Consider the following 18,311-nt stretch of genomic DNA (forward strand, 5'->3'; position numbering starts at 1 on the left):
ATTATTGAGCTGTGGTTTGAGTAAGAAGCGGAGCAAGCATTTGCCATTGCCCGTCGCGTTCGCAAATTGCGCGGCGATTCGCAGGATTAGTCAGATCGCGCAAAGACATACAGGTTAATCCTGATGCAGAAATATACCGGTTTTGAATCTGATATTGGTTGTTGCCGATCAGCAACATCTCACCTGGTGACAAATTGCCTTGCGGTACAGGGTGTACCTGACTTTCAGTTAACCGCATTGAATCACCTGAAACCAGCGGAATATTAGCACTAACCTGCGCAGGGGCTGAAGAGCAACCACTCAACAACATGGTAAGACCGATCAGACCAGCACTTAAACTTCTGATAATACTCATGTCTTAATTATTCCTTGTTCAATCTGGCCGGGTAGCATATCACAATCGTTTAGTTAGCGGTTAGTACGTAATAGGTGTTATAAAGTTCCAAGCTTCCCGTTTAAACTGCATAAGCTTGAGTGTGGTGGCATTTTTTTTGCTTCAGTTGGATACGAATAATCTTCCGTTGTAGAGTAAGCAGATAAGTGTATTGATACTTTTCGTTCTTTGAATTTTATCGTTGGGGCCTTGTCCGGAAATTCAGCCGATTCTGTAAATGAACCATAAAGTTTCTAATTATTTATCTTATACATGCTATAGAGAAGGTAGTCTTTTGAGTTGTAGTTTATTATCATGCCCGATGACTTGGCTACAAAAGCATAATGCGCAGTTCAGGACATCGAGAATATAAAACCAGAACGGAATATTGTTATCAAAACCGCACGAACGCAACACACTTCTACCGGCAAGTCATGCCTATGGTTAGGGACTAGTACTTTGTATGCTTAATTATCTTCAAATTGTACCGTTATTCACGGCATTTTTTGTCGCCCTGATTTTATTGATTGTCATGACGCCGCTTGCCCACCAATTAGGATTAGTTGACCATCCTTCCTACCGTAAGAGGCATGCAGGTATGGTGCCCTTGACCGGCGGTGTAGCCATTTTTATGGCTGTTTTGGTGGCTAGTGTGGCAACTGATGTTTGGATGAAGAATAATCCACTGTTTTTTACGGCTTCGGCATTTATTGTATTGCTGGGTATGCTGGACGATAGATTTCAACTGAGTGCGAAAGGACGTCTTCTTTGTCAGTTTGGTGTTGCCGCCATCATGGCCTGGAGTGCTCAGAACTATATAACTTCCCTGGGGAATATTTTTGGCTTCGGAGAAGCTTATCTGGGTATTGCGGGATACTTCTTTACTATCGTTTGTGTAGTTGGTGTTATCAATGCGTTTAACATGATTGATGGTATCGACGGGCTTGCCGGTGGTATGAGCCTGATTGTGTTGTTGACTGTTGTGGGAATTTTGCTCGGAACAGGTAATGGCATAGCGATTATGGAGCCGTTAATTATTGTTGCTGCTATCGTTCCGTTTCTGGCCTTTAATCTTAGCTGGAAAGGGTTTAAAGGGAATAAAATTTTTATGGGTGATGCCGGCAGTATGTTTGTCGGCCTTACAATTGTGTGGTTGCTTGTCGACCATACTCAGGGCGATGCTGCCGCATTCAGACCGATAACGGCAGTGTGGCTGATTGGGCTCCCTCTCATGGATATGGCGGCAATCATGTATCGCCGGGCGCGTAAAGGGCAGTCAATGTTGCGTCCTGACCGTAAGCATTTACACAATATTTTTATGCGCGCAGGACTCTCCAGCAGGCAAGCACTGGCAGCGATTTTGTTTCTTGGTTTGTGTTACGCTGGCGTCGGAATTCTGGGTGAAATCCTGATGGTACCTGAGTACATCATGTTTTGGTCATTTATGGCCTTATTAATGGTGTATAGCTATATCATTCAAAACATCTGGAAATTGATCCGTCACGTTAAACGAACATTGAAAACAAAACCTTAAAACCACAGCATGCCCGCAAATAGTGCAGACGGCGGGGAAGAATTTTGGTATGTTTGCTGCCATTAAAATTGTGACGTGTTACTGGCGGCCGCCTTGTCAAAAGCAAAAACAACGATAATTCATCAGGGGAAAATTCCGGCCGGAACCGGGTCTCTTGTTGCAATGGCTGTATACCACAAAGATCAGCTGAACTGGTTAAAGCAGGCTGTTAGCAGTATTACCCGGCAATCCCACTCAAAATTCATTTTTCTCATTATCATTGACGGCCCGGTAGACGAGAGTATTGCTGGCTACCTGAAGCATACGGCAACAGGTGATGAGCGCATTTTTCTTGCTGAAAACAGCTCCAATATTGGCCTTGCTGCCAGCATGAATTTTGCTATCGAGTGGGGCATGGCGTTGAATTTTGACTTCTTTTTCAGAATGGATGCCGATGATATCTCACTGCCTGACCGTATTGAAAAGCAGGTATCCTATCTTAGTAGTAATTTGAATGTGGGGGTTCTGGGGACTGCATTGACAGAAATCAACGAAAGTGGGGTTGTAGTCGGGGCGAGGATTATGCCGGAATCCCATGAGCAAATTGTAAAAGTACTCCCGCGACGTTGTTCCGTAAATCATCCTACTGTCGCTTTCCGGTATGAAATCTTCCGTCAGGGCTTTCGCTACGATACTGAGTTAATGAATACTCAGGACTACTTCCTGTGGATTCAGCTTGCAGAAGAAGGTTTCGTATTCAGAAATCTTAGTGAGCGTTTACTGGAATTTCGCCGTGTTAATAATTTCTATAAACGCCGTGGATTTTCTAAATCAGTTAATGAATTCCGTGCCAGGTTGTTTGCTATGCGTGTGTTAAAGCGTATGACACTCTGGAATCTGTTTTATGCCAGTTGCGTACTGCTGATGCGAATGATGCCTTCTAAGCTGGTTAAGCTGGCGTATAAAATGGACCGGAAGATGCTGGAGAGAGGCGGGAAGTCATGAAAACCGGGGTTGTCATAATCCTGTTTCATCCTGATACTGCACATCTTAGCCGGATGTTAGAAACACTGATTGATTCAGGCTTTCAGGTGCTACTGGTAGACAATTCTCCCCATGAATTAACGCTGCAGTTACCGCAAGAAGTTGTTTACTTCCATTATCCGCAAAACATTGGGATTGCTGCTGCTCAGAATCGTGGTCTGACTTATCTTGCCGGCAACCAGTTCAGCCATGCAATCTTATTTGATCAGGACAGTGCAGTCACGCCCGCGTTACTGGAAGGACTATGTGCAGGTTTTGTTAAAGCGAAGGCACATTTCGGCAACGTAGCTGCAATTGGCCCGCAAATTATCTGCGAATTTCATAATGAGCCGGTAAAGCCGAAAGTGCAGAAAGCCGTGGATGTCCGTGATGGCCTGGCCAGTGTAAAACAAATCATTGCCTCCGGGATGATGCTCAGTCTATCTGAGCTGGATATTATTGGTGCCAAAGAAGAGTCATTGTTCATTGATGGTGTTGACCATGAATGGTGCTGGAGAGCCAGAAATAAAGGTTTCTCAGTAGTTATGTTAACTAACGTCACTATGCTACACAAGCAAGGTGACGGCAGACATAAGATCTTCGGGATTACTTTTAAACTTGGCGCACCGGTCAGATTATATTATCAGGTACGTAATGTGCTTATACTAAGTCGCAGAAGCTATGTTCCGCTTTACTGGAAGCTGAGAAATATTCCCGCAATACCTGTGAGGTGGTTCATCAACCGCTGGGTTTTCGGCGACGGAAAGCTGCGGGGCCGGTATTTTGCGAAAGGTTTGATTGACGGACTAAAAGGAAAAATTGGACCGTTAAAATAGGGGAGTGCTTCGTCATCAATTCGTCACGGTAGTTATGTAGACTGTCGCGATTTTAATACATAGTCGTTAAGATGAGTTGTTCTAACGGAGTGCGAACTTGTTTGTTTATGGTGCAATCGCACCTTGGTTGTGCGAAAAGGGTGGCTATTTTATTCTTGTTGCAGTAAATACACGTTGATTGAGCCACATTAACTTGTCTATCGTAGAAGTACGGGTAACGCATCCCGCTTACGAGAAATGATATTTAAAGCTGGTGTTAATCACTGATGGCAGCTTAAGTTGTGAACCATGTTGTAGAGCGGAATACGGATTGCATTACTACATCATCGGTTGAGGATTTTCAGTAAAAGGACACGAATATGAGTCAAGTAAAGAAAGCGGTTATTCCGGTAGCTGGTTTGGGAACACGTATGTTGCCGGCAACCAAGGCCATCCCGAAAGAGATGCTGCCAGTTGTTGATAAGCCGCTTATCCAGTATGTAGTAAACGAATGTGTTGCTGCTGGTGTGAAAGAAATTATCCTGGTTACTCACGCGAGTAAAAACAGCATTGAAAACCATTTCGATACGTCCTTCGAGCTTGAAGCGACACTGGAAAAACGTGTTAAACGTCAGTTACTCGAAGCGGTACAGTCAATCTGTCCAAAAGACGTAACCATCATGCACGTCCGTCAGGGTCATGCTGCAGGATTAGGTCACGCAATCTTGTGTGCGCATCCACTGGTTGGTGATGCTCCATTTGCGGTTGTTCTGCCTGACGTAATTATTGACGATGTTGCGAGTAATCCGAAGAAAGATAACCTGGCAGACATGGTTGCAAAATTTAATACCAGCCGCGTTAGTCAGGTTATGGTGGAGCAGGTGCCAAAAGAAGATATCTCTAAATTTGGTATTGCAGATCTGGAAGGCGTAGACATTAAACCGGGTGAATCTGCGAAAATCCACAAAATGGTAGAAAAACCAGAACTGGAAGAAGCACCTTCAGATCTTGCAGTAGTCGGTCGTTATGTGTTGTCCGAGAAAATCTGGGATCTGCTGGAGTTCACGCCTCCAGGTGCCGGTGGCGAAGTTCAGTTAACTGACGCCATTGATTCACTGATGAAAATTGAGCAGGTTGATGCGTATTACATGAAGGGCAAGAGCCATGATTGTGGTAGTAAACTTGGTTATATGAAAGCAAATGTTGAATATGCTCTTCGTCACCCTGACCTGGGTGAAGAGTTCAAGCAGTACATTGCTTCACTGAATGGTTAATGCCGCAACGAGAATAATAATGGAGCCCGCGTTTTGCGGGCTTTTTTATGTGCGGTGATCAATGTTGAACTACTTTTACGCGGTCCCGTACCTTTGCCAGCAATTTTTCACCTATACCTCTTACTTCGGTGAGTTGGTCCACTTCATGGAAATAGCCCCTTTCATTGCGGTAAGCAATGATGGCTTCCGCTTTACTCAGTCCGATGCCAGGTAAGGCAGTCAATTCTTCTGCCGTGACAGTGTTTAAGTCTAATGCATCGGGCAGAGTAATTCCGGCTGCTTCAGTGACATCTGTTTCAATAGTATTGGCAAGAGTAGCGCCACTTTGACTCAAAAAGAGTGTTGCAAATAAAGCGGCCAATGCCAGTCTGGATTTGTTCATTGTATCTTCCTTGTGTTGAATTAAGTGATTTGTGTGTACCGGTGTACATAAAAAGCTTAAATCCAAAAAAGATAAAATGAGAGACCAGTTTTTGTACAGGTAAAGGTCAGGACAATAAAAAAGCGGACATGATGTCCGCTTTCTACAAAGTTCATTCAGCCGTTCGCTATCAGAGACGTTCCAGTACCGCGTCGGTAAACTCAGTCGTTCCGGCCTGGCCACCCAGATCACGGGTTGTACGGTCACCGGTTTCGATAACTTCTTTCAGTGCACTGCGGATTTTTTCTGCTTTGTCACCCATGTTGAGATACTCAAGCATCTGGATTGCAGCAAGGATCACTGATGTCGGGTTTGCCAGGTTTTTACCAGCGATATCCGGTGCAGAACCATGTACCGCTTCAAAGATGGCGCAGTCTTTACCGATGTTTGCTCCCGGAGCCATACCCAGACCACCTACCAGACCGGCGCACAGATCAGACAAAATGTCACCGAACAGGTTGGTCGTAACAATGACATCAAACTGGTGAGGGTTCATAACCAGTTGCATACAGGTATTATCAACAATCATTTCTGTTGATTCGATGTCCGGATAACGCTCACCCACTTCACGGGCCACTTTCAGGAATAAGCCGGATGTAGACTTCAGGATGTTCGCTTTATGCACTGCAGTGACTTTCTTGCGTCCTTCACGGCGGGCAAGTTCATAGGCAAACGTTACGATTTGCTCTGCACCCTGGCGGGTGATTTTACTCATCGCTTCAGCTTCCTGGCCGTCTTCAGAGACCACCTGGCCAAGACCTGAGTACATACCCTGGGTGTTTTCACGTACAGTAATAATGTCGATATCTTCATAGCGGGCTTTGGTACCCTTGAAAGATAACACCGGACGTACGTTAGCATATAAAGAAAACTGCTTACGCAGGCTTACGTTGATTGATGTAAAACCTTCACCAACCGGCGTCGTCAGCGGGCCTTTCAGTGCCACTTTGTTTTTGGCGATAAGGTCGAGGGTTTCTTGTGGTAGCAGTTCGCCATGATTTTCCAGCGCTACCAGACCTGCATCAGCATAGTCATAAGCGAAGTTACATCCCACCTTGTCCAGAATTTTAATAGTGGCATCAATGATGTCCGGACCAATGCCGTCGCCGCGAATGACTGTAATGCGTTGCTGAGTCATGTTGAGGAATCCTTTGGGTTTCTGTTTTTAATTAATCGTCAGGTTGCCAGGCGCTACTGTGACAGCGGTAAAGTTGTGTCACCTACGGAGAGTCGCCAAAGCCGGAAATGCGTAAAACCGATGCCAGCGGCAAAAGTCTTAACCCCTCTATTTTATATCAAGACGACAGGGCGTAACAGAAAACTGCATGTCACTCGCCATAAATTTCATGAATGTTGGCTATGAGCGTTGGCGAAGAGGTAACCACATCAGGTAGCCGGTAGCGCCGGCTATCTGTGACAAAGAAGAAGGTGTGAGCTTCAGAGTCTGTAATGCCTGACTTTGAAATAGCTTCGTGTCTTCACATTCAGCGCCACCAAACAACCACTTGTTCGCCAGTAATATACTGAGTCCGGCTAAAGCCGCATCTGCCCGCACCGCTTCAGGCACATAAGCCGGTAACGTTGAATAATGACTGATCACAGCCTGATAGCGCGCCGGCTGTTGCCACTGTTTTGCCAGCGAAGCAGACAGGGCCGGGAGGGGCTGAGTTTCCGTCTCCTGCAATGCCGTTAACTGATACAACCGCTGCCGCTGAAGCGGCCAGTGTTTTATAATCTTCAGCGCATGCAAGGTAAATAAAGGTGCAGTTGTGAAGGTGGCAATCAAAGCTGCCGTTTGCGATGTCTGCTTAACATTACTCCTCTCTACCAGTTCTGATGCAATCGCAGCAACAAGTTCAGCGAACCGCATACAAACAGCAAGCTGCGGGAAGTGCCGCTGGTGCAGACGCTGGTTCAGTGCCCGCATGATAAGCATATCGCCTACCCGGGTAAGGCCGTATGTCATAATGGCTTGTTTAACGTCTTTCACCGGTAACTGAAGCCGGTTGTCCAGACTGGCCGTTTTCTTCAGATAGTCTGAAAACACCGGCATGCGTGAAAGCCTGCGCGAGAGCTTATGAATGTCGGTATTGGTGTCGTGCAAACTCGTAATGATAGTCTGCAGATCACCCGGTAAACGACTCACAGGATAGCTATCGGGTATCAGATGTCTGACGGCAGGTTTAAAAGCCGCATCGCAGGCCTTTACTTTAGATAACCATTCATTCAGAGACAGAGCCTGATAGCGTGTTATTTTAATCTGACGAAGGTGTTTCTCCTCCACATCCCCGGAGGCTGTCAATACAGCACCTGTGGTGGACGTTAAAGTGAACAGGAAAACACCTTCGCCTTTAGGAAAAGACACTGCGCAGCCGGGCATAAACTCGCCGGGATACTTCAGCAAAGATTTAAACCGGTGCAGATCCCTCTCATTAGTACGGGGGATAACCGGTTTCAACCTGCTTACCATTGAGCCCTGCTGATTTTTAATCAGTGAAATGACGGAGATAAACAGAGATTGTTCTTCGTTTAACCGGTGAGGATGCAGGAAACGGTGGGGGGCGGGTGCCTTAGCCACTTTTTGAAGTTTCAGTAAACCGGAAAAAAAAAGCAGTCGCTTCTCCCGCCAGAAAAGATGACAACCTTCTTGTTGTTCAGCATTGTCTTTCAGACTGCAAACGGCGAAAGTAGCGGCTACGAGGTGCTGAAGATAGTGATCATTAAGTTGAAACTTAAGGCCCAGAAAGGTCATTAAACAAGCTGCACGTTGAGGCAACAGATTGTGAACAAAAGAGTCCGGCGAAAGCGATCCGATCGCAAGAAGTGAGTCGGGTAATGTGCGGCCGGATTTAATTAGCCGGATGGCCAGAGAGAGACTCTGCCTGGTTATTTCTGCGGGAGGACACGCCTGCGTAAACAGCAGGCTGGTTTGATGGATATGGTTTACAAGATCTTCAATGGCACTGTGCATTGCAGGGGAGTTATGACTTCAGATAACTCTGATAGGCACCTTCTCCCCAGGCGATCAACAGATCGCCCTCAAACAACAAAGGCGTGCACTCATCCTGAGTAGTCAGACCATCAGCCCTGACATGTTGAGTACGGTAAAACATCACCTGGATAGTTGTGCCAGAGTCCATCTTTGCTTCGGTAATGTCCGGAGACCCGAGCAGGGCAAGTACTTCTTCACGGGTGGCACCTAACTTCAGTTTGGTGATTTGAACCTTGTTGTATTCTTCCCGATCCTGCCAATCCATATTTTCCGGCTTGTCAGGGTAAAATGACATTACCAGAAAAACAAAGAGGGCGTAGGCGCACGCGCCCAGCAAAATCAGTTTTAAAACCTTGCCATTCATCCTTTTTCACTTTTAACTGCGAATTGCCCTCAGTGTACCTTAAAACACCGTTCAACTGTAACGACTAAATCGTAACAAGCTTTAACCGGAACTAGGTATTAATTGTATAGCAGGGAACGTAATCCGAACCGGGCAACTTCATTCGCTGTTGTGATACAAATGACTGCAACAGCGTATCAATGCGTTCCATCATGGCGGGATCGCCGGTAAGACGGAACGGCCCCTGTTCTTTAATCTGTTTTACACCGTCCGCTTTTACGTTACCGGCGACAATGCCGGAAAAGGCTTGTCTCAGTACTTTCGCTATTTCTGAAACCGGCTGGTCAGTGTGCAGAGGAAGGGCAGCCATACTCTCGTGAGTGGGCTCGAAAGGCATCTGGAATGACTCATCGATACGCACCGACCAGTTGAAGCTGAATGCATCCCCCATTGCGCGGCGGAAATTTTCTACTTTTTTCAAACCGGCGCTGAGCGTACGGGCGACTTCTGCGGCATCATCGATAATGATCTGATACTTATCCTGTGCTTCTTTACCGAGTGTTGCACCAATAAACTCGTCTATCGCTTCAAACCAGACTCTTGATTCAGCGGGACCGGTAAGAATGACAGGAAAAGGCTGCTGGGCGTTGCGGTCGTTCATTAAAATACCGAGAAGGTACAGCAATTCTTCTGCTGTACCCACGCCACCCGGGAAGATGATAATGCCATGCGCAAGACGAACAAAAGCCTCAAGACGCTTTTCTATATCCGGCATGATAATGAGCTCATTGACGATAGCATTTGGTGGCTCGGCAGCAATAATGCCCGGCTCTGAAATGCCAATGTAACGCCCTTTGGAATAGCGCTGTTTGGCGTGGCCTATGGCAGCCCCCTTCATCGGCCCTTTCATGGCGCCGGGACCACAGCCGGTACAAATATTCATTTCTCTCAGACCCAGCTGGTATCCGACTTCCTTGGTATATTTATATTCGTGCTGCCTGATGGAATGACCACCCCAGCAGACAATGGTATTCAGTTCATCATTGCCTTCCAGTGCCTGGGCGTGACGCAGCATATCGAACACCATATCGGTAACAGCGCTGCCTTCTGTGGGCGCTTTTTCATGTACAAAAGCGTATTTATTACCCATGAAAAGTAAATCACGGAGCACCGCGAATATGTGCTCATGTACGCCACGCATCAGTTTGCCGTCCACAAAGGCAACCTCAGGGGGATTAATCAGCTCTATCTTGACTCCGCGCTCACGCCGTATCAGACGAATATCAAAGTCGTCGTATGGTGCAAAGAGCAATTCAAAATTGTCTTCGTCTACGCCGCTGTTGAGGACTGCGAGACAACATCGTTTAAAAACATCGAATAACTTGCTGTTAGTGGTGTCCTGAAGTCTGGCGACTTCATCTTGTGACAGCTGGCTCATCCAGCCTACCGGGTTCAGTTGCACTTTATTCATATCACAGTCCTATTCGACTACAACGCGATTTCTGCCGTTCTTTTTCGCCTGATAGAGTAATTCGTCGGCCCGCTCAAACATGGAATGAGGTTCATCGTTCTCACGCAGGCAGGTACCACCGAATGATGCGGTTATACTGACTTTTTCCTGTTTAAATTTGAAAGGTAAACGGGACAGAGACTCCCGCATGTCATCCAGCTTTTTTTCCAGCGCTGAGGTTTCGATAAATGGCAGGATCATGACAAACTCCTCACCACCCCAGCGTGAAATAAACTCATCACCGTGAAGCTGTTTTCTCAGATGGTGTCCCACCACCTGCAAGGTTTTATCACCGGCCTGATGGCCGAAGCGATCATTAATAGATTTAAAAAAGTCGATATCAATCACAGCGAGTGATAACGCACGGTTGTCATTCAGGGCATCTTCATACTCGCGGTTGAAGCGTTCATTGTAAGCCAGTCTGTTTGGCAGGCGGGTAAGAGGATCAGTATGACTAAATGCAGTCTGCTCAGCCAGCTTGCGACGGTAAACCTGAGTTTGACGCTGCAGGGTTTCCATTTGCGTTTGCATCGCACTCAGCAAGCCCATAAGTGCCTGCTGTTCCTTATTGTCTGCCTCTTTCCGGTTAGCCACGGCCGTAGAAATAGACGTAATGTGTGCCTGAGCCTGCGTTTTCAGTTTCTCCAGTGAATCAGAGTCCTGAACGGTCTGACCCATTTCCGTCAGCTGGCTGGTAATGTCATCTGCACTGGCATTTCGCGCTTCAAAGGCTTTGCCCGACGAAGCCATACTGGCTTCAACGCCTTCCTGAATCCCGCCTAACGCGTGATGGATACGGTAGATCATACGTCCGGACAGGGTTGCCTCATGCATGGATTCAGTGACTACCAGCCTGATAACAATAATACAAGTCTGCAGCAGCTCTTCTTCAGAAAGTTGTGACTCCAGTTTCGTGCGCAAATCAACAACCTTCGGTTCATCAGGTTGCTTTTTTGCATAGCTGTCGATGAGCTGACTCAGTTCGTTCTGAATTTCCTCAAACAGTGAGCCGCTCGTCCGTGCTTCAGGCTTTTTGTGCAGTCGGGGAGATGAGCCGGCGTTTTCCTCAACGGCTTCTGCAGATACAAGAGAGAACAGCTTGATTGCTCTAAGACACAATGACTGCAGCTGAAACAGGTTATCGACGGGCTGTTGAGCGGCAATCAGTAAATGCGCACTTTGCTGACGCAATGTCTTATTCTGCTGAAATGTGCTTTGAAACTGTTTGATCGCCTTTTCAAGTTCTTTAACAGTAAGCTGGGTGTGCTGTTTCACTGATGTGTCAGCATGCTGGATATGGGTGTTCAGCTTGTTAATACTGACCGTGGCGAGAGTAAAATCAGGCTTCCCGGACAAGTGTCCCCGCAGAACCCGCAATTCTTTATCTGTTTCGGCTGACAAACCCTCATAAAAGGAACTTAACCGTATTATGAACTGTACCAGCGTCTCATTATGTGAAGATAATTGCTTAGAATCCATCATTTTCCTTTGCATACCGGCGGAGTGACTGCCCACTATTGGCGAGCCGAACGGGTGTATACACCTGCAGTTTCATAATTCGACCGGAACGGATTAATATCCAGTCCTCCCCGTCGGGTATAACGGGCAAAGACAGTAAGTTTTTCCGGCTTACACTGGCTCATAATGTCGCAAAATATTCGTTCAACGCACTGTTCATGGAATTCATTGTGTTGTCTGAAACTAATTAAATATTTCAGTAACGATGCGTGATTGATTTGTTTTCCGCTGTACCTGATTTGAATACTAGCCCAATCTGGCTGATTTGTGATTAAACAATTCGATTTAAGCAGATGACTGACTACTGTTTCGGCAACATCCTGATTTTCTGTAGTTAATAACCCGCTGTCAGGGGAATATGACGTCACCGTAATATCCAGATCGTCAATCACCTGCCCTGACAGCTCTTCCATTCCCAGCGTGTTGAATGCGTCTGGCAGGATAATTGCGACATCGACAACTTCTCCGGCACAGGCAGATAAATCTCTGGTCAGGGCGTCCTTTACCGCTTCTGCATCATCAAATTTCGACTGATTAAAGCTGTTAAGGTAAAGCTTGAAAGATTTAGACTCAATTAATGAAGGAGACGTGACCGGTACTCTGCATTCAAGAATCGCTACACAGGGTTTACCTTTGCTGTTCAGCCATGACAACTCGTAGCCGGTCCAGATATCGCAGCCCTGAAAAGGCAAGGCTTCCGCTGATAATGACAGCGTATCTCTGCTCAGGCTCCGTGGTACAGCTTGCAGCAATGAAGGATTGTAAGACGTTTCGTATTCAACCGTTTTTCCAAGGGAAAGATCTGAAGGCACCTTGAAAGGCTTTGGGTTTGTCATAATGTGTGATTCAACCTTAAAATAGCGGGCAGAAAAGTCAACGGGCCCGCAATCTGATAAAACCAGAATGAAGCAGGCCCTCAGTGTAACCAAAAGGCCACCGAAATGCCCGACCAATTAACACAAAGTTTAGATGCTTTTATTCAGCAATGCCTTACCGCTGCGTCACAAAATCCCGATTTTCTGACGATTAAATTTGATAAAGACTGGCCTTCACCGTGTTATTCACGGAATGCTGAGAATGGTGAAGTGATAAACTGGCAACCTGTTAAGCAAACAGGCAACAATAACTTCAATGGTCTGGAAGAGGCGTTGGATATTAAATTGCACCCTGATTTTGTTACCTGGTTCACCCGCTACTTCAGCTTTCATTTACCGGCAAAGGCAGAGCAGGGCAACTGTGAACTGCTGCAGGTTTGCGGCGATGAAGATTTTGAAAGACTTCAGGAAAATCTCATCGGACACATTATGATGAAACGTCGCCTGAAACAGCCTGCTACATTATTCTTCGCACTCACAGACGACGATGACTACCTGATTTCACTGGACAACAGCACCGGAGAGGTATTGCTGGAGAGAGTTGGCAAACGTGCTGAGCAGGTGCTGGCCCCTTCAATGGCTGATTTTCTGTCAGCGCTTACCCCGCGCCCTTAATCTTTACGCTGTTTTATCACTCAATTGTGCGAGACGTTGTTCAAGTATCGCAATAGCCGATTCCATTTCGCTGACACGTTTTTCCAGCGCAGCGACCCGGTCTCCGGCATCTGAAGCTGGTGTTGCCGGCATTTTGCTGCTGGCATTCCAGGCTTTTATCGCATCGATAGCCTGCGTCACTGAGACTTTGAAAGGAGCCCGCGCGCGCAACAACCCTACGCCGGGCTGCAAACCTTCCTTGTGCATTTTGTGGCAAATCATAACGAGTTGTTGTGACTGGTCGGCGTGAGACATCATTTTTCCTTACTTCGGTTACTGAGAATACAGAGGTTTCGGGAATAGTATAAAGCACCAGTTAATAGTGTAATACACTAAATTTTAACCCGGTTTACTTTGCTAAATTTTATAATGTTAAACAAAATCAGTGAGTTAATTTGTGGTCTGAAAATTGATTCTTAAGGTGTTAATAAAACCACTGAAATTATTTTTATAAAAAAGGATTACAATGAAACATCTTATTCTGGCCGCTGCTCTTATTTCACCGTTCACACTCACCGGTTGTGTTATTTCCGTAGGCGGAGATGACGGACACTATTCTTCAGACTGGCAGGATCGCGAGTACAATAACCGTAAGCATGTTTCGCAATTAGAGGCCGGTATGACCTATGAATCGGTTGTCCGCAAAATGGGTGTAGCCGACTTTAACGAAATGCACGATAAGAATGATCACGCTTACCGCGTACTGTTCTACCGTACTCAACGCACCATGGATGATGGTGTCACATCTAAAGACGAATGTACGCCTCTGGTATTCCGTGACGGTGTTCTTACGGGCTGGGGGGACGGTGCTTACAACCAGCTCTGAACCGCTAAATAGTGTGAGTTAACTTTTAGTTAACAAATGGGGCATTCTTCTGTAAAGTGATTAAAAAACAGGCTATAACTGTTTGTCAGGCGTCAGTAGTACATCCGCCTGTTCTCATTTACAGGAGATCGTCCCATGAATACCGTTCTTGAGCCAGATGTACATATCGAAGACGTGCGTGCAGTATTCCTCACTGCCGACAATCTGAAAGTAGCCGCTTCAATTCTTTATAACGCCTATCATGATGATCCTCTGTTCATGGACATCTTTCAGGCAGAAAAAGAAGGCTATGAAGGCCGTCTGCGCAGTGCCATCAGAGAAGAGCTGGATGCCTTCTGGGATGCAGGTCAACCCATGATAGGTTTGTTCGAAGACAGTCGCTTGCTGGCTGTCACTTGTCTGACGAAACCCGGAAGCAGCTTTTCCAGCGGGCGTTTCTGGCACTGGCGATTGAAAATGCTGCTGACAGCAGGCTATTTCAGTACCCGTGCTATGGTTGAGAAAGAAGAGAAGATCCGTAGTGCAATGCCCGCTGAACATTATCATATGGTATCTTTTATCGCCGTCCATCCGGACCATCAGCATCATGGTCTGGGTCATTTATTAATGGGGGCAATAGACAGTATTGTAAATGAAGACCCATCCAGCGAAGGGGTAGGCGTTTTTGTGAGCCTGCCCAAATATCTGAAGTTCTTCAGAAGCGGATTCTATCAACAGATCTCGGTGATCACAGTGTCTGACGTTACCGGAGAGATCCTCTTTAAGCCAAAGCCGCTGGTCTGATCACTTAGCCTCTATCTACCTGTTTTGAAAGCGTAACCTGATGGTTGCGCTTTTTTTCATCATTATTCTGCTACCGGTGTTTTTTCACAAAATTTCCCCTGTAGACATTACCCAAAAGTTTGTAAGACATGTCTTACAAAAGTGTGGGACTTTGAAGTTTTTTTTATGACGCTTTTATTATACCAAAGTATAAAGTAGCTGTTTTTATTAGACTTTTTGGTAATGCCGGTAATGACAGATTTATGACGGTGAAAATAATTGAAAAAAGCATGTAGCACAGATCTTCAGGATCAGTACTATTAATCATGTCACAGGGAAACACGACGAGTCAGGGATGAACTTTACGACACTCATGGATGAACTGCGGACAACCGAAGGAACGGAATACTGACTCAGGAAGAGCCAGTTTTCAGGAGAACGGAAAAGGGATACGGTCAGGATGACCGTCAGGGACAACTTCAGGATGAAGAATACCACGGGGATTGTGGTAATAAGGACATTGGAAGCGCGAAGGAAAGCGCATCAGGGACAACCTCAGGAACGGGGATTACCACTGCACGGATGAGTGGTTAATATGGATTAAGGGATTAGGATAGCGTTCATGATGAACGCAATGGACAACTTCAGGGATTGAAGAATGCTGCACGAAGGATGTGTAGTTACTATAGGAAAAATGGAAAGGGATCCGCTCACGGAACAGAGTGGCCTGCTCAGGATGACGCAGGAAAAGAAGGAAAGGGGCGCATACGGATTTTTACTGGACGGTGAAAGTTGCAATGGATCGCAGAGAAGGACGCTCAAAATTCAGAAAAAGCGATAGCGTCGGGCTATCGCTTTTTTTGCGTTTTTATACGCGGTAAGGCGGTAATTGCGTTCTGAGTACCCGTTTTCCCACCATTTCCATTTCTCCTGTATATCTGTCTTCTCCGTTTCCGGAAAATTCAAACTCAAATCGTGAATGCCAGTCTGGCTTTGCATATTTGAAAGTCAGTCGTGTGGAGCGACGGGCCAGTGTCAGCAACTGGAGATGATGCGTGTCGCAGTACCGGCGCGCGTGTTCGAATGCGGCCTCTGAAATGCTGCGGATCCGCCAGAACTGAAAGCCCGCAAATCCAATCAACAGAAATAAAGTTAATTCACCTAAAGTCATTTGTTTACTGCTTCTGTGCCTGGTTAAACAACCGCCCGAAGGCCAGTTTCAGCTTTTCGCTGCACGTATCCGTTCTCAACAGGGTCAGTACCTGTAATCTCAGCACCGGTAACTGAACCAGGTCAGAGAAAAAGCCGCCAAATACTGCGCCTTGCCTGTTTTCTTTATCATCCACAGCGGCAGCATTTTCAAAAAAGCGAACAAGAAGGGTTTCATCGAGCTGCGCATAGTGGCGGCCGGCAATCACGCTGAGCAGATGAATATCTGCCTGTTCCCCGTTCAGTAAATCTGTCAACAGTGCTGTGACAGTGTTATCTGCTGTTTCGTTGGCCAGCGCCCGCAATGCTGCCAGACCCGTTACCGGGTTCTCAATCAGCGTTTCCTGACAGTAAACGGCGATGGCCTGTTTCAATGTTGGTGCCAGGTCGACGGGTTCGCAACTCTCCATCAGTGTCTTGACAAAATCCTGCTGAAAAAGTGACAGGTTAGTTATTACAGCGGTGACCGCGTCATCTGATGTCAGCGTAGTAGCATAATCGGCAATGGCCTGTACAGAGAGTTCCCGCCAGTCACTGACTGCCGGGGCTTTTACATACTGCGCAACTTTATCTGTGCCCGGCGCCGCCGGCAGGCCGAGCATATTTCTGGTCAGGGCGTTGAACTGCGCCATCTGCGACTGTACCGGCACAAAAGAGTAAGGATTATCCGGCAATGTATCCTGCTTTTCATTTTCCGGACTGCTACCGAGCACATCGACAATAATTTGCAAAAAATGATTACGGGCGGCCATGACCAGTAAACCCCGTTCATCAACCGGGAACTTCAGAAACCAGATATAATGATATTTTACCGGCTTGCCCGACCAGAAAACAATGCCAAACCAGGCGTGTTGCTGGCGTGGTCTGGGGCAGGGGCGCATGCCGCTTTCCATTTCAAGGAATTGCTGTGTGTCCAGAGGGTGTACACCGCGGCCTAAATCAAACAATTGAAAGTCCGTTCCTGCGTGAAGCAGAAATTCGCTGAGTGTTTGAATGGATTGGGCTGACTGACCGGACATACTGAACTGCTCCACCTGAAAACAAAGGCGGTATGATAACGGTGTGCCGGGGCTTTTACTACCGTAACAGTGACTCTATAATGGCCGCTTTTCATCATAAAGAGCCGTTATGTCACAGGTTGAACACATTGGTCTGTTACTGAAAGATTTGGAAACAGTCCTTAAAGCAGGTGGCTACTGGTCGTCAACAGCACCGGCGCCGGAAGCGTTGCAAAGTACGCAGCCCTTCGCCCGCGATACGCTGGCCTTTGAAGCATGGCTGCAATTTATTTTCATTCCCCGCTTTCAGCAATTAATCGCTGCAGGGCAATCTTTACCCACCAATATGGCTTTACTGCCGATGGCGCAAATTGCGTTGCCGGGCGAGGTGGATTTGCATCTGGTGCTGCAGCAACTTGACGAGGTTGTTTGTGGAGAGTGAAGCGGGATTGATAACCGGTCATCAGCCAGTGAAGATTTTATATCGGGATGATCACATTGTTGCCATGGACAAGCCTCCGGGGTTGCTGGTTCACCGCAGCCCGATAGATAAGCGGGAAACTGAATTTGCCGTTCAGAAGTTACGGGATACTGTGGGGCAGCACGTTTATCCGGTTCACCGTCTGGACCGGCCTACTTCCGGTGTACTGGTATTTGCATTTAACGGACAGATCGCCAGTCAGCTGGGGCAGGCAATGATGGGCAAACAAATCCGTAAAGGCTACCAGGCTCTGGTGCGCGGATGGATGAACGGCTGTGGTTTCATCGATTATGCCCTCACGTTTAAACGGGACAAGTTTGCCGATGCTCACCGGGCAGAGGACGTAGCCCCGCAGCATGCAGTAACTGAATACACGGTTATGAAAAAATTCAGTGTGCCTGTGCCGGTGGGAAGGTATGATTCTGCGCGTTATTCGCTGGTGGCGCTGAGGCCGTTTACCGGACGCAAACATCAGTTGCGCAGACACCTTGTTCATTTACGCCATCCAATCATCGGTGACACCTCACACGGTGATGGCAAACAAAATAAATTTGCACGGGAGCAGTTTGGTTTTAATCAATTAGCCCTTACGTGTACTTTAATGCAATTTTCACATCCGGTGACGGGAAAAACCGTTACCATCAATACAACGCCTCATGCGCCTTTTGCCAGTATGCTCAGCAACCTGGCCGGGTACGAGGTGACTTAATGACTGATTAAAGAG

At 46.8% G+C, this 18,311-nt stretch carries 20 protein-coding genes; 9 read left to right on the forward strand and 11 right to left on the reverse strand.

Annotated features, from left to right (window positions below; all coding sequences use genetic code 11):
• Nucleotide 1: 1 nt before the first annotated feature.
• Nucleotides 2–355, reverse strand: a complete 354-nt coding sequence (locus ACXAG2_RS07695) for a hypothetical protein (protein WP_474865722.1) — start codon at nucleotides 353–355, stop codon at nucleotides 2–4.
• Between the two features lie 481 nt (nucleotides 356–836).
• On the opposite strand from ACXAG2_RS07695, the gene wecA reads away from it, so the two are divergent.
• From wecA to galU, 4 genes are all read left to right on the forward strand, one after another.
• A complete protein-coding gene (gene wecA, locus ACXAG2_RS07700; protein ID WP_474865724.1) occupies nucleotides 837–1,907 on the forward strand; it encodes a UDP-N-acetylglucosamine--undecaprenyl-phosphate N-acetylglucosaminephosphotransferase in 1,071 nt (356 codons plus the stop codon).
• A gap of 93 nt (nucleotides 1,908–2,000) precedes the next feature.
• On the forward strand, nucleotides 2,001–2,891 hold the full coding sequence (locus tag ACXAG2_RS07705; protein ID WP_474865727.1) for a glycosyltransferase: 891 nt from the start codon (nucleotides 2,001–2,003) through the stop codon (nucleotides 2,889–2,891).
• A complete protein-coding gene (locus ACXAG2_RS07710; RefSeq protein WP_474865729.1) occupies nucleotides 2,888–3,745 on the forward strand; it encodes a glycosyltransferase family 2 protein in 858 nt (285 codons plus the stop codon). Before ACXAG2_RS07705 ends, ACXAG2_RS07710 begins: the two co-directional genes overlap by 4 nt.
• Nucleotides 3,746–4,104: 359 nt before the next feature.
• Nucleotides 4,105–4,998: a UTP--glucose-1-phosphate uridylyltransferase GalU gene (gene galU / locus ACXAG2_RS07715; protein WP_119500467.1), complete on the forward strand. Its 894-nt coding sequence runs from the start codon at nucleotides 4,105–4,107 to the stop codon at nucleotides 4,996–4,998.
• Between the two features lie 58 nt (nucleotides 4,999–5,056).
• Here the strand turns inward: galU and ACXAG2_RS07720 are convergent, their stop codons facing one another.
• The 7 genes from ACXAG2_RS07720 to queF form a co-directional block, all read right to left on the reverse strand.
• Nucleotides 5,057–5,380 (reverse strand): ComEA family DNA-binding protein, encoded by a 324-nt coding sequence (locus ACXAG2_RS07720; RefSeq protein WP_474865731.1) that lies wholly within the window; start codon nucleotides 5,378–5,380, stop codon nucleotides 5,057–5,059.
• 169 nt (nucleotides 5,381–5,549) lie between these two features.
• Nucleotides 5,550–6,557: an isocitrate dehydrogenase gene (locus tag ACXAG2_RS07725; RefSeq protein WP_119500469.1), complete on the reverse strand. Its 1,008-nt coding sequence runs from the start codon at nucleotides 6,555–6,557 to the stop codon at nucleotides 5,550–5,552.
• Between the two features lie 219 nt (nucleotides 6,558–6,776).
• Entirely contained in the window at nucleotides 6,777–8,390 is a 1,614-nt protein-coding gene (locus ACXAG2_RS07730) for an HDOD domain-containing protein (RefSeq protein ID WP_474865733.1), read from the reverse strand.
• A gap of 10 nt (nucleotides 8,391–8,400) precedes the next feature.
• Nucleotides 8,401–8,775 carry a DUF3192 domain-containing protein gene (locus ACXAG2_RS07735; protein WP_474865735.1) on the reverse strand — a complete coding sequence of 125 codons (375 nt, stop codon included), beginning with the start codon at nucleotides 8,773–8,775 and terminating at the stop codon, nucleotides 8,401–8,403.
• A gap of 91 nt (nucleotides 8,776–8,866) precedes the next feature.
• Nucleotides 8,867–10,225 (reverse strand): nucleotide 5'-monophosphate nucleosidase PpnN, encoded by a 1,359-nt coding sequence (gene ppnN / locus ACXAG2_RS07740; protein ID WP_474865737.1) that lies wholly within the window; start codon nucleotides 10,223–10,225, stop codon nucleotides 8,867–8,869.
• A 9-nt stretch (nucleotides 10,226–10,234) separates the two neighbouring features.
• Nucleotides 10,235–11,746, reverse strand: coding sequence for a GGDEF domain-containing protein (locus tag ACXAG2_RS07745; protein ID WP_474865740.1), 1,512 nt, complete (start codon nucleotides 11,744–11,746; stop codon nucleotides 10,235–10,237).
• Nucleotides 11,747–11,778: 32 nt separating this feature from the next.
• The gene (queF, locus tag ACXAG2_RS07750; RefSeq protein ID WP_474866217.1) at nucleotides 11,779–12,621 is read right to left on the reverse strand and encodes an NADPH-dependent 7-cyano-7-deazaguanine reductase QueF; all 843 of its coding nucleotides are present in this window, start codon (nucleotides 12,619–12,621) and stop codon (nucleotides 11,779–11,781) included.
• Nucleotides 12,622–12,723: 102 nt separating this feature from the next.
• On the opposite strand from queF, the gene syd reads away from it, so the two are divergent.
• Nucleotides 12,724–13,272 carry a SecY-interacting protein gene (gene syd, locus ACXAG2_RS07755; protein WP_474865743.1) on the forward strand — a complete coding sequence of 183 codons (549 nt, stop codon included), beginning with the start codon at nucleotides 12,724–12,726 and terminating at the stop codon, nucleotides 13,270–13,272.
• Nucleotides 13,273–13,275: 3 nt separating this feature from the next.
• On the opposite strand, the gene ACXAG2_RS07760 is transcribed toward syd, so the two are convergent.
• Nucleotides 13,276–13,569 (reverse strand): hypothetical protein, encoded by a 294-nt coding sequence (locus ACXAG2_RS07760; RefSeq protein ID WP_474865745.1) that lies wholly within the window; start codon nucleotides 13,567–13,569, stop codon nucleotides 13,276–13,278.
• A 208-nt stretch (nucleotides 13,570–13,777) separates the two neighbouring features.
• Between ACXAG2_RS07760 and ACXAG2_RS07765 the strand changes: the two genes are divergently transcribed.
• Together ACXAG2_RS07765 and ACXAG2_RS07770 are read left to right on the forward strand one after the other, a co-directional pair.
• Nucleotides 13,778–14,137: a DUF3192 domain-containing protein gene (locus tag ACXAG2_RS07765; RefSeq protein ID WP_474865748.1), complete on the forward strand. Its 360-nt coding sequence runs from the start codon at nucleotides 13,778–13,780 to the stop codon at nucleotides 14,135–14,137.
• Nucleotides 14,138–14,272: 135 nt separating this feature from the next.
• Nucleotides 14,273–14,920, forward strand: a complete 648-nt coding sequence (locus ACXAG2_RS07770; RefSeq protein ID WP_474865750.1) for a GNAT family N-acetyltransferase — start codon at nucleotides 14,273–14,275, stop codon at nucleotides 14,918–14,920.
• Between the two features lie 847 nt (nucleotides 14,921–15,767).
• Here ACXAG2_RS07770 and ACXAG2_RS07775 read toward each other — a convergent pair.
• Together ACXAG2_RS07775 and ACXAG2_RS07780 are read right to left on the reverse strand one after the other, a co-directional pair.
• Nucleotides 15,768–16,070 (reverse strand): DUF3301 domain-containing protein, encoded by a 303-nt coding sequence (locus ACXAG2_RS07775; protein WP_303574442.1) that lies wholly within the window; start codon nucleotides 16,068–16,070, stop codon nucleotides 15,768–15,770.
• A gap of 4 nt (nucleotides 16,071–16,074) precedes the next feature.
• A complete protein-coding gene (locus ACXAG2_RS07780) occupies nucleotides 16,075–17,127 on the reverse strand; it encodes a DUF3549 family protein (protein ID WP_474865752.1) in 1,053 nt (350 codons plus the stop codon).
• Between the two features lie 109 nt (nucleotides 17,128–17,236).
• Here ACXAG2_RS07780 and ACXAG2_RS07785 point away from each other — a divergent pair, with 109 nt between their 5' ends.
• A complete protein-coding gene (locus ACXAG2_RS07785; RefSeq protein ID WP_474865755.1) occupies nucleotides 17,237–17,548 on the forward strand; it encodes a YqcC family protein in 312 nt (103 codons plus the stop codon).
• 28 nt (nucleotides 17,549–17,576) lie between these two features.
• Complete coding sequence (locus tag ACXAG2_RS07790; protein ID WP_474865757.1) at nucleotides 17,577–18,296, forward strand: pseudouridine synthase; 720 nt, start codon at nucleotides 17,577–17,579, stop codon at nucleotides 18,294–18,296.
• Nucleotides 18,297–18,311 lie beyond the last annotated feature (15 nt).

This window comes from Alteromonas sp. ABH4_456 (assembly GCF_056160645.1).

Bases quoted from the DNA above. Each gene is read 5' to 3' on its own strand.
- ACXAG2_RS07695 (WP_474865722.1), bottom strand. From the start codon at position 355: ATGAGTATTATCAGAAGTTTAAGTGCTGGTCTGATCGGTCTTACCATG.
- wecA (WP_474865724.1), top strand. From the start codon at position 837: ATGCTTAATTATCTTCAAATTGTACCGTTATTCACGGCATTTTTTGTC.
- ACXAG2_RS07710 (WP_474865729.1), top strand. From the start codon at position 2,888: ATGAAAACCGGGGTTGTCATAATCCTGTTTCATCCTGATACTGCACAT.
- galU (WP_119500467.1), top strand. From the start codon at position 4,105: ATGAGTCAAGTAAAGAAAGCGGTTATTCCGGTAGCTGGTTTGGGAACA.
- ACXAG2_RS07720 (WP_474865731.1), bottom strand. From the start codon at position 5,380: ATGAACAAATCCAGACTGGCATTGGCCGCTTTATTTGCAACACTCTTT.
- ACXAG2_RS07725 (WP_119500469.1), bottom strand. From the start codon at position 6,557: ATGACTCAGCAACGCATTACAGTCATTCGCGGCGACGGCATTGGTCCG.
- ACXAG2_RS07730 (WP_474865733.1), bottom strand. From the start codon at position 8,390: ATGCACAGTGCCATTGAAGATCTTGTAAACCATATCCATCAAACCAGC.
- ACXAG2_RS07735 (WP_474865735.1), bottom strand. From the start codon at position 8,775: ATGAATGGCAAGGTTTTAAAACTGATTTTGCTGGGCGCGTGCGCCTAC.
- ppnN (WP_474865737.1), bottom strand. From the start codon at position 10,225: ATGAATAAAGTGCAACTGAACCCGGTAGGCTGGATGAGCCAGCTGTCA.
- ACXAG2_RS07745 (WP_474865740.1), bottom strand. From the start codon at position 11,746: ATGATGGATTCTAAGCAATTATCTTCACATAATGAGACGCTGGTACAG.
- syd (WP_474865743.1), top strand. From the start codon at position 12,724: ATGCCCGACCAATTAACACAAAGTTTAGATGCTTTTATTCAGCAATGC.
- ACXAG2_RS07760 (WP_474865745.1), bottom strand. From the start codon at position 13,569: ATGATGTCTCACGCCGACCAGTCACAACAACTCGTTATGATTTGCCAC.
- ACXAG2_RS07765 (WP_474865748.1), top strand. From the start codon at position 13,778: ATGAAACATCTTATTCTGGCCGCTGCTCTTATTTCACCGTTCACACTC.
- ACXAG2_RS07770 (WP_474865750.1), top strand. From the start codon at position 14,273: ATGAATACCGTTCTTGAGCCAGATGTACATATCGAAGACGTGCGTGCA.
- ACXAG2_RS07775 (WP_303574442.1), bottom strand. From the start codon at position 16,070: ATGACTTTAGGTGAATTAACTTTATTTCTGTTGATTGGATTTGCGGGC.
- ACXAG2_RS07780 (WP_474865752.1), bottom strand. From the start codon at position 17,127: ATGTCCGGTCAGTCAGCCCAATCCATTCAAACACTCAGCGAATTTCTG.
- ACXAG2_RS07785 (WP_474865755.1), top strand. From the start codon at position 17,237: ATGTCACAGGTTGAACACATTGGTCTGTTACTGAAAGATTTGGAAACA.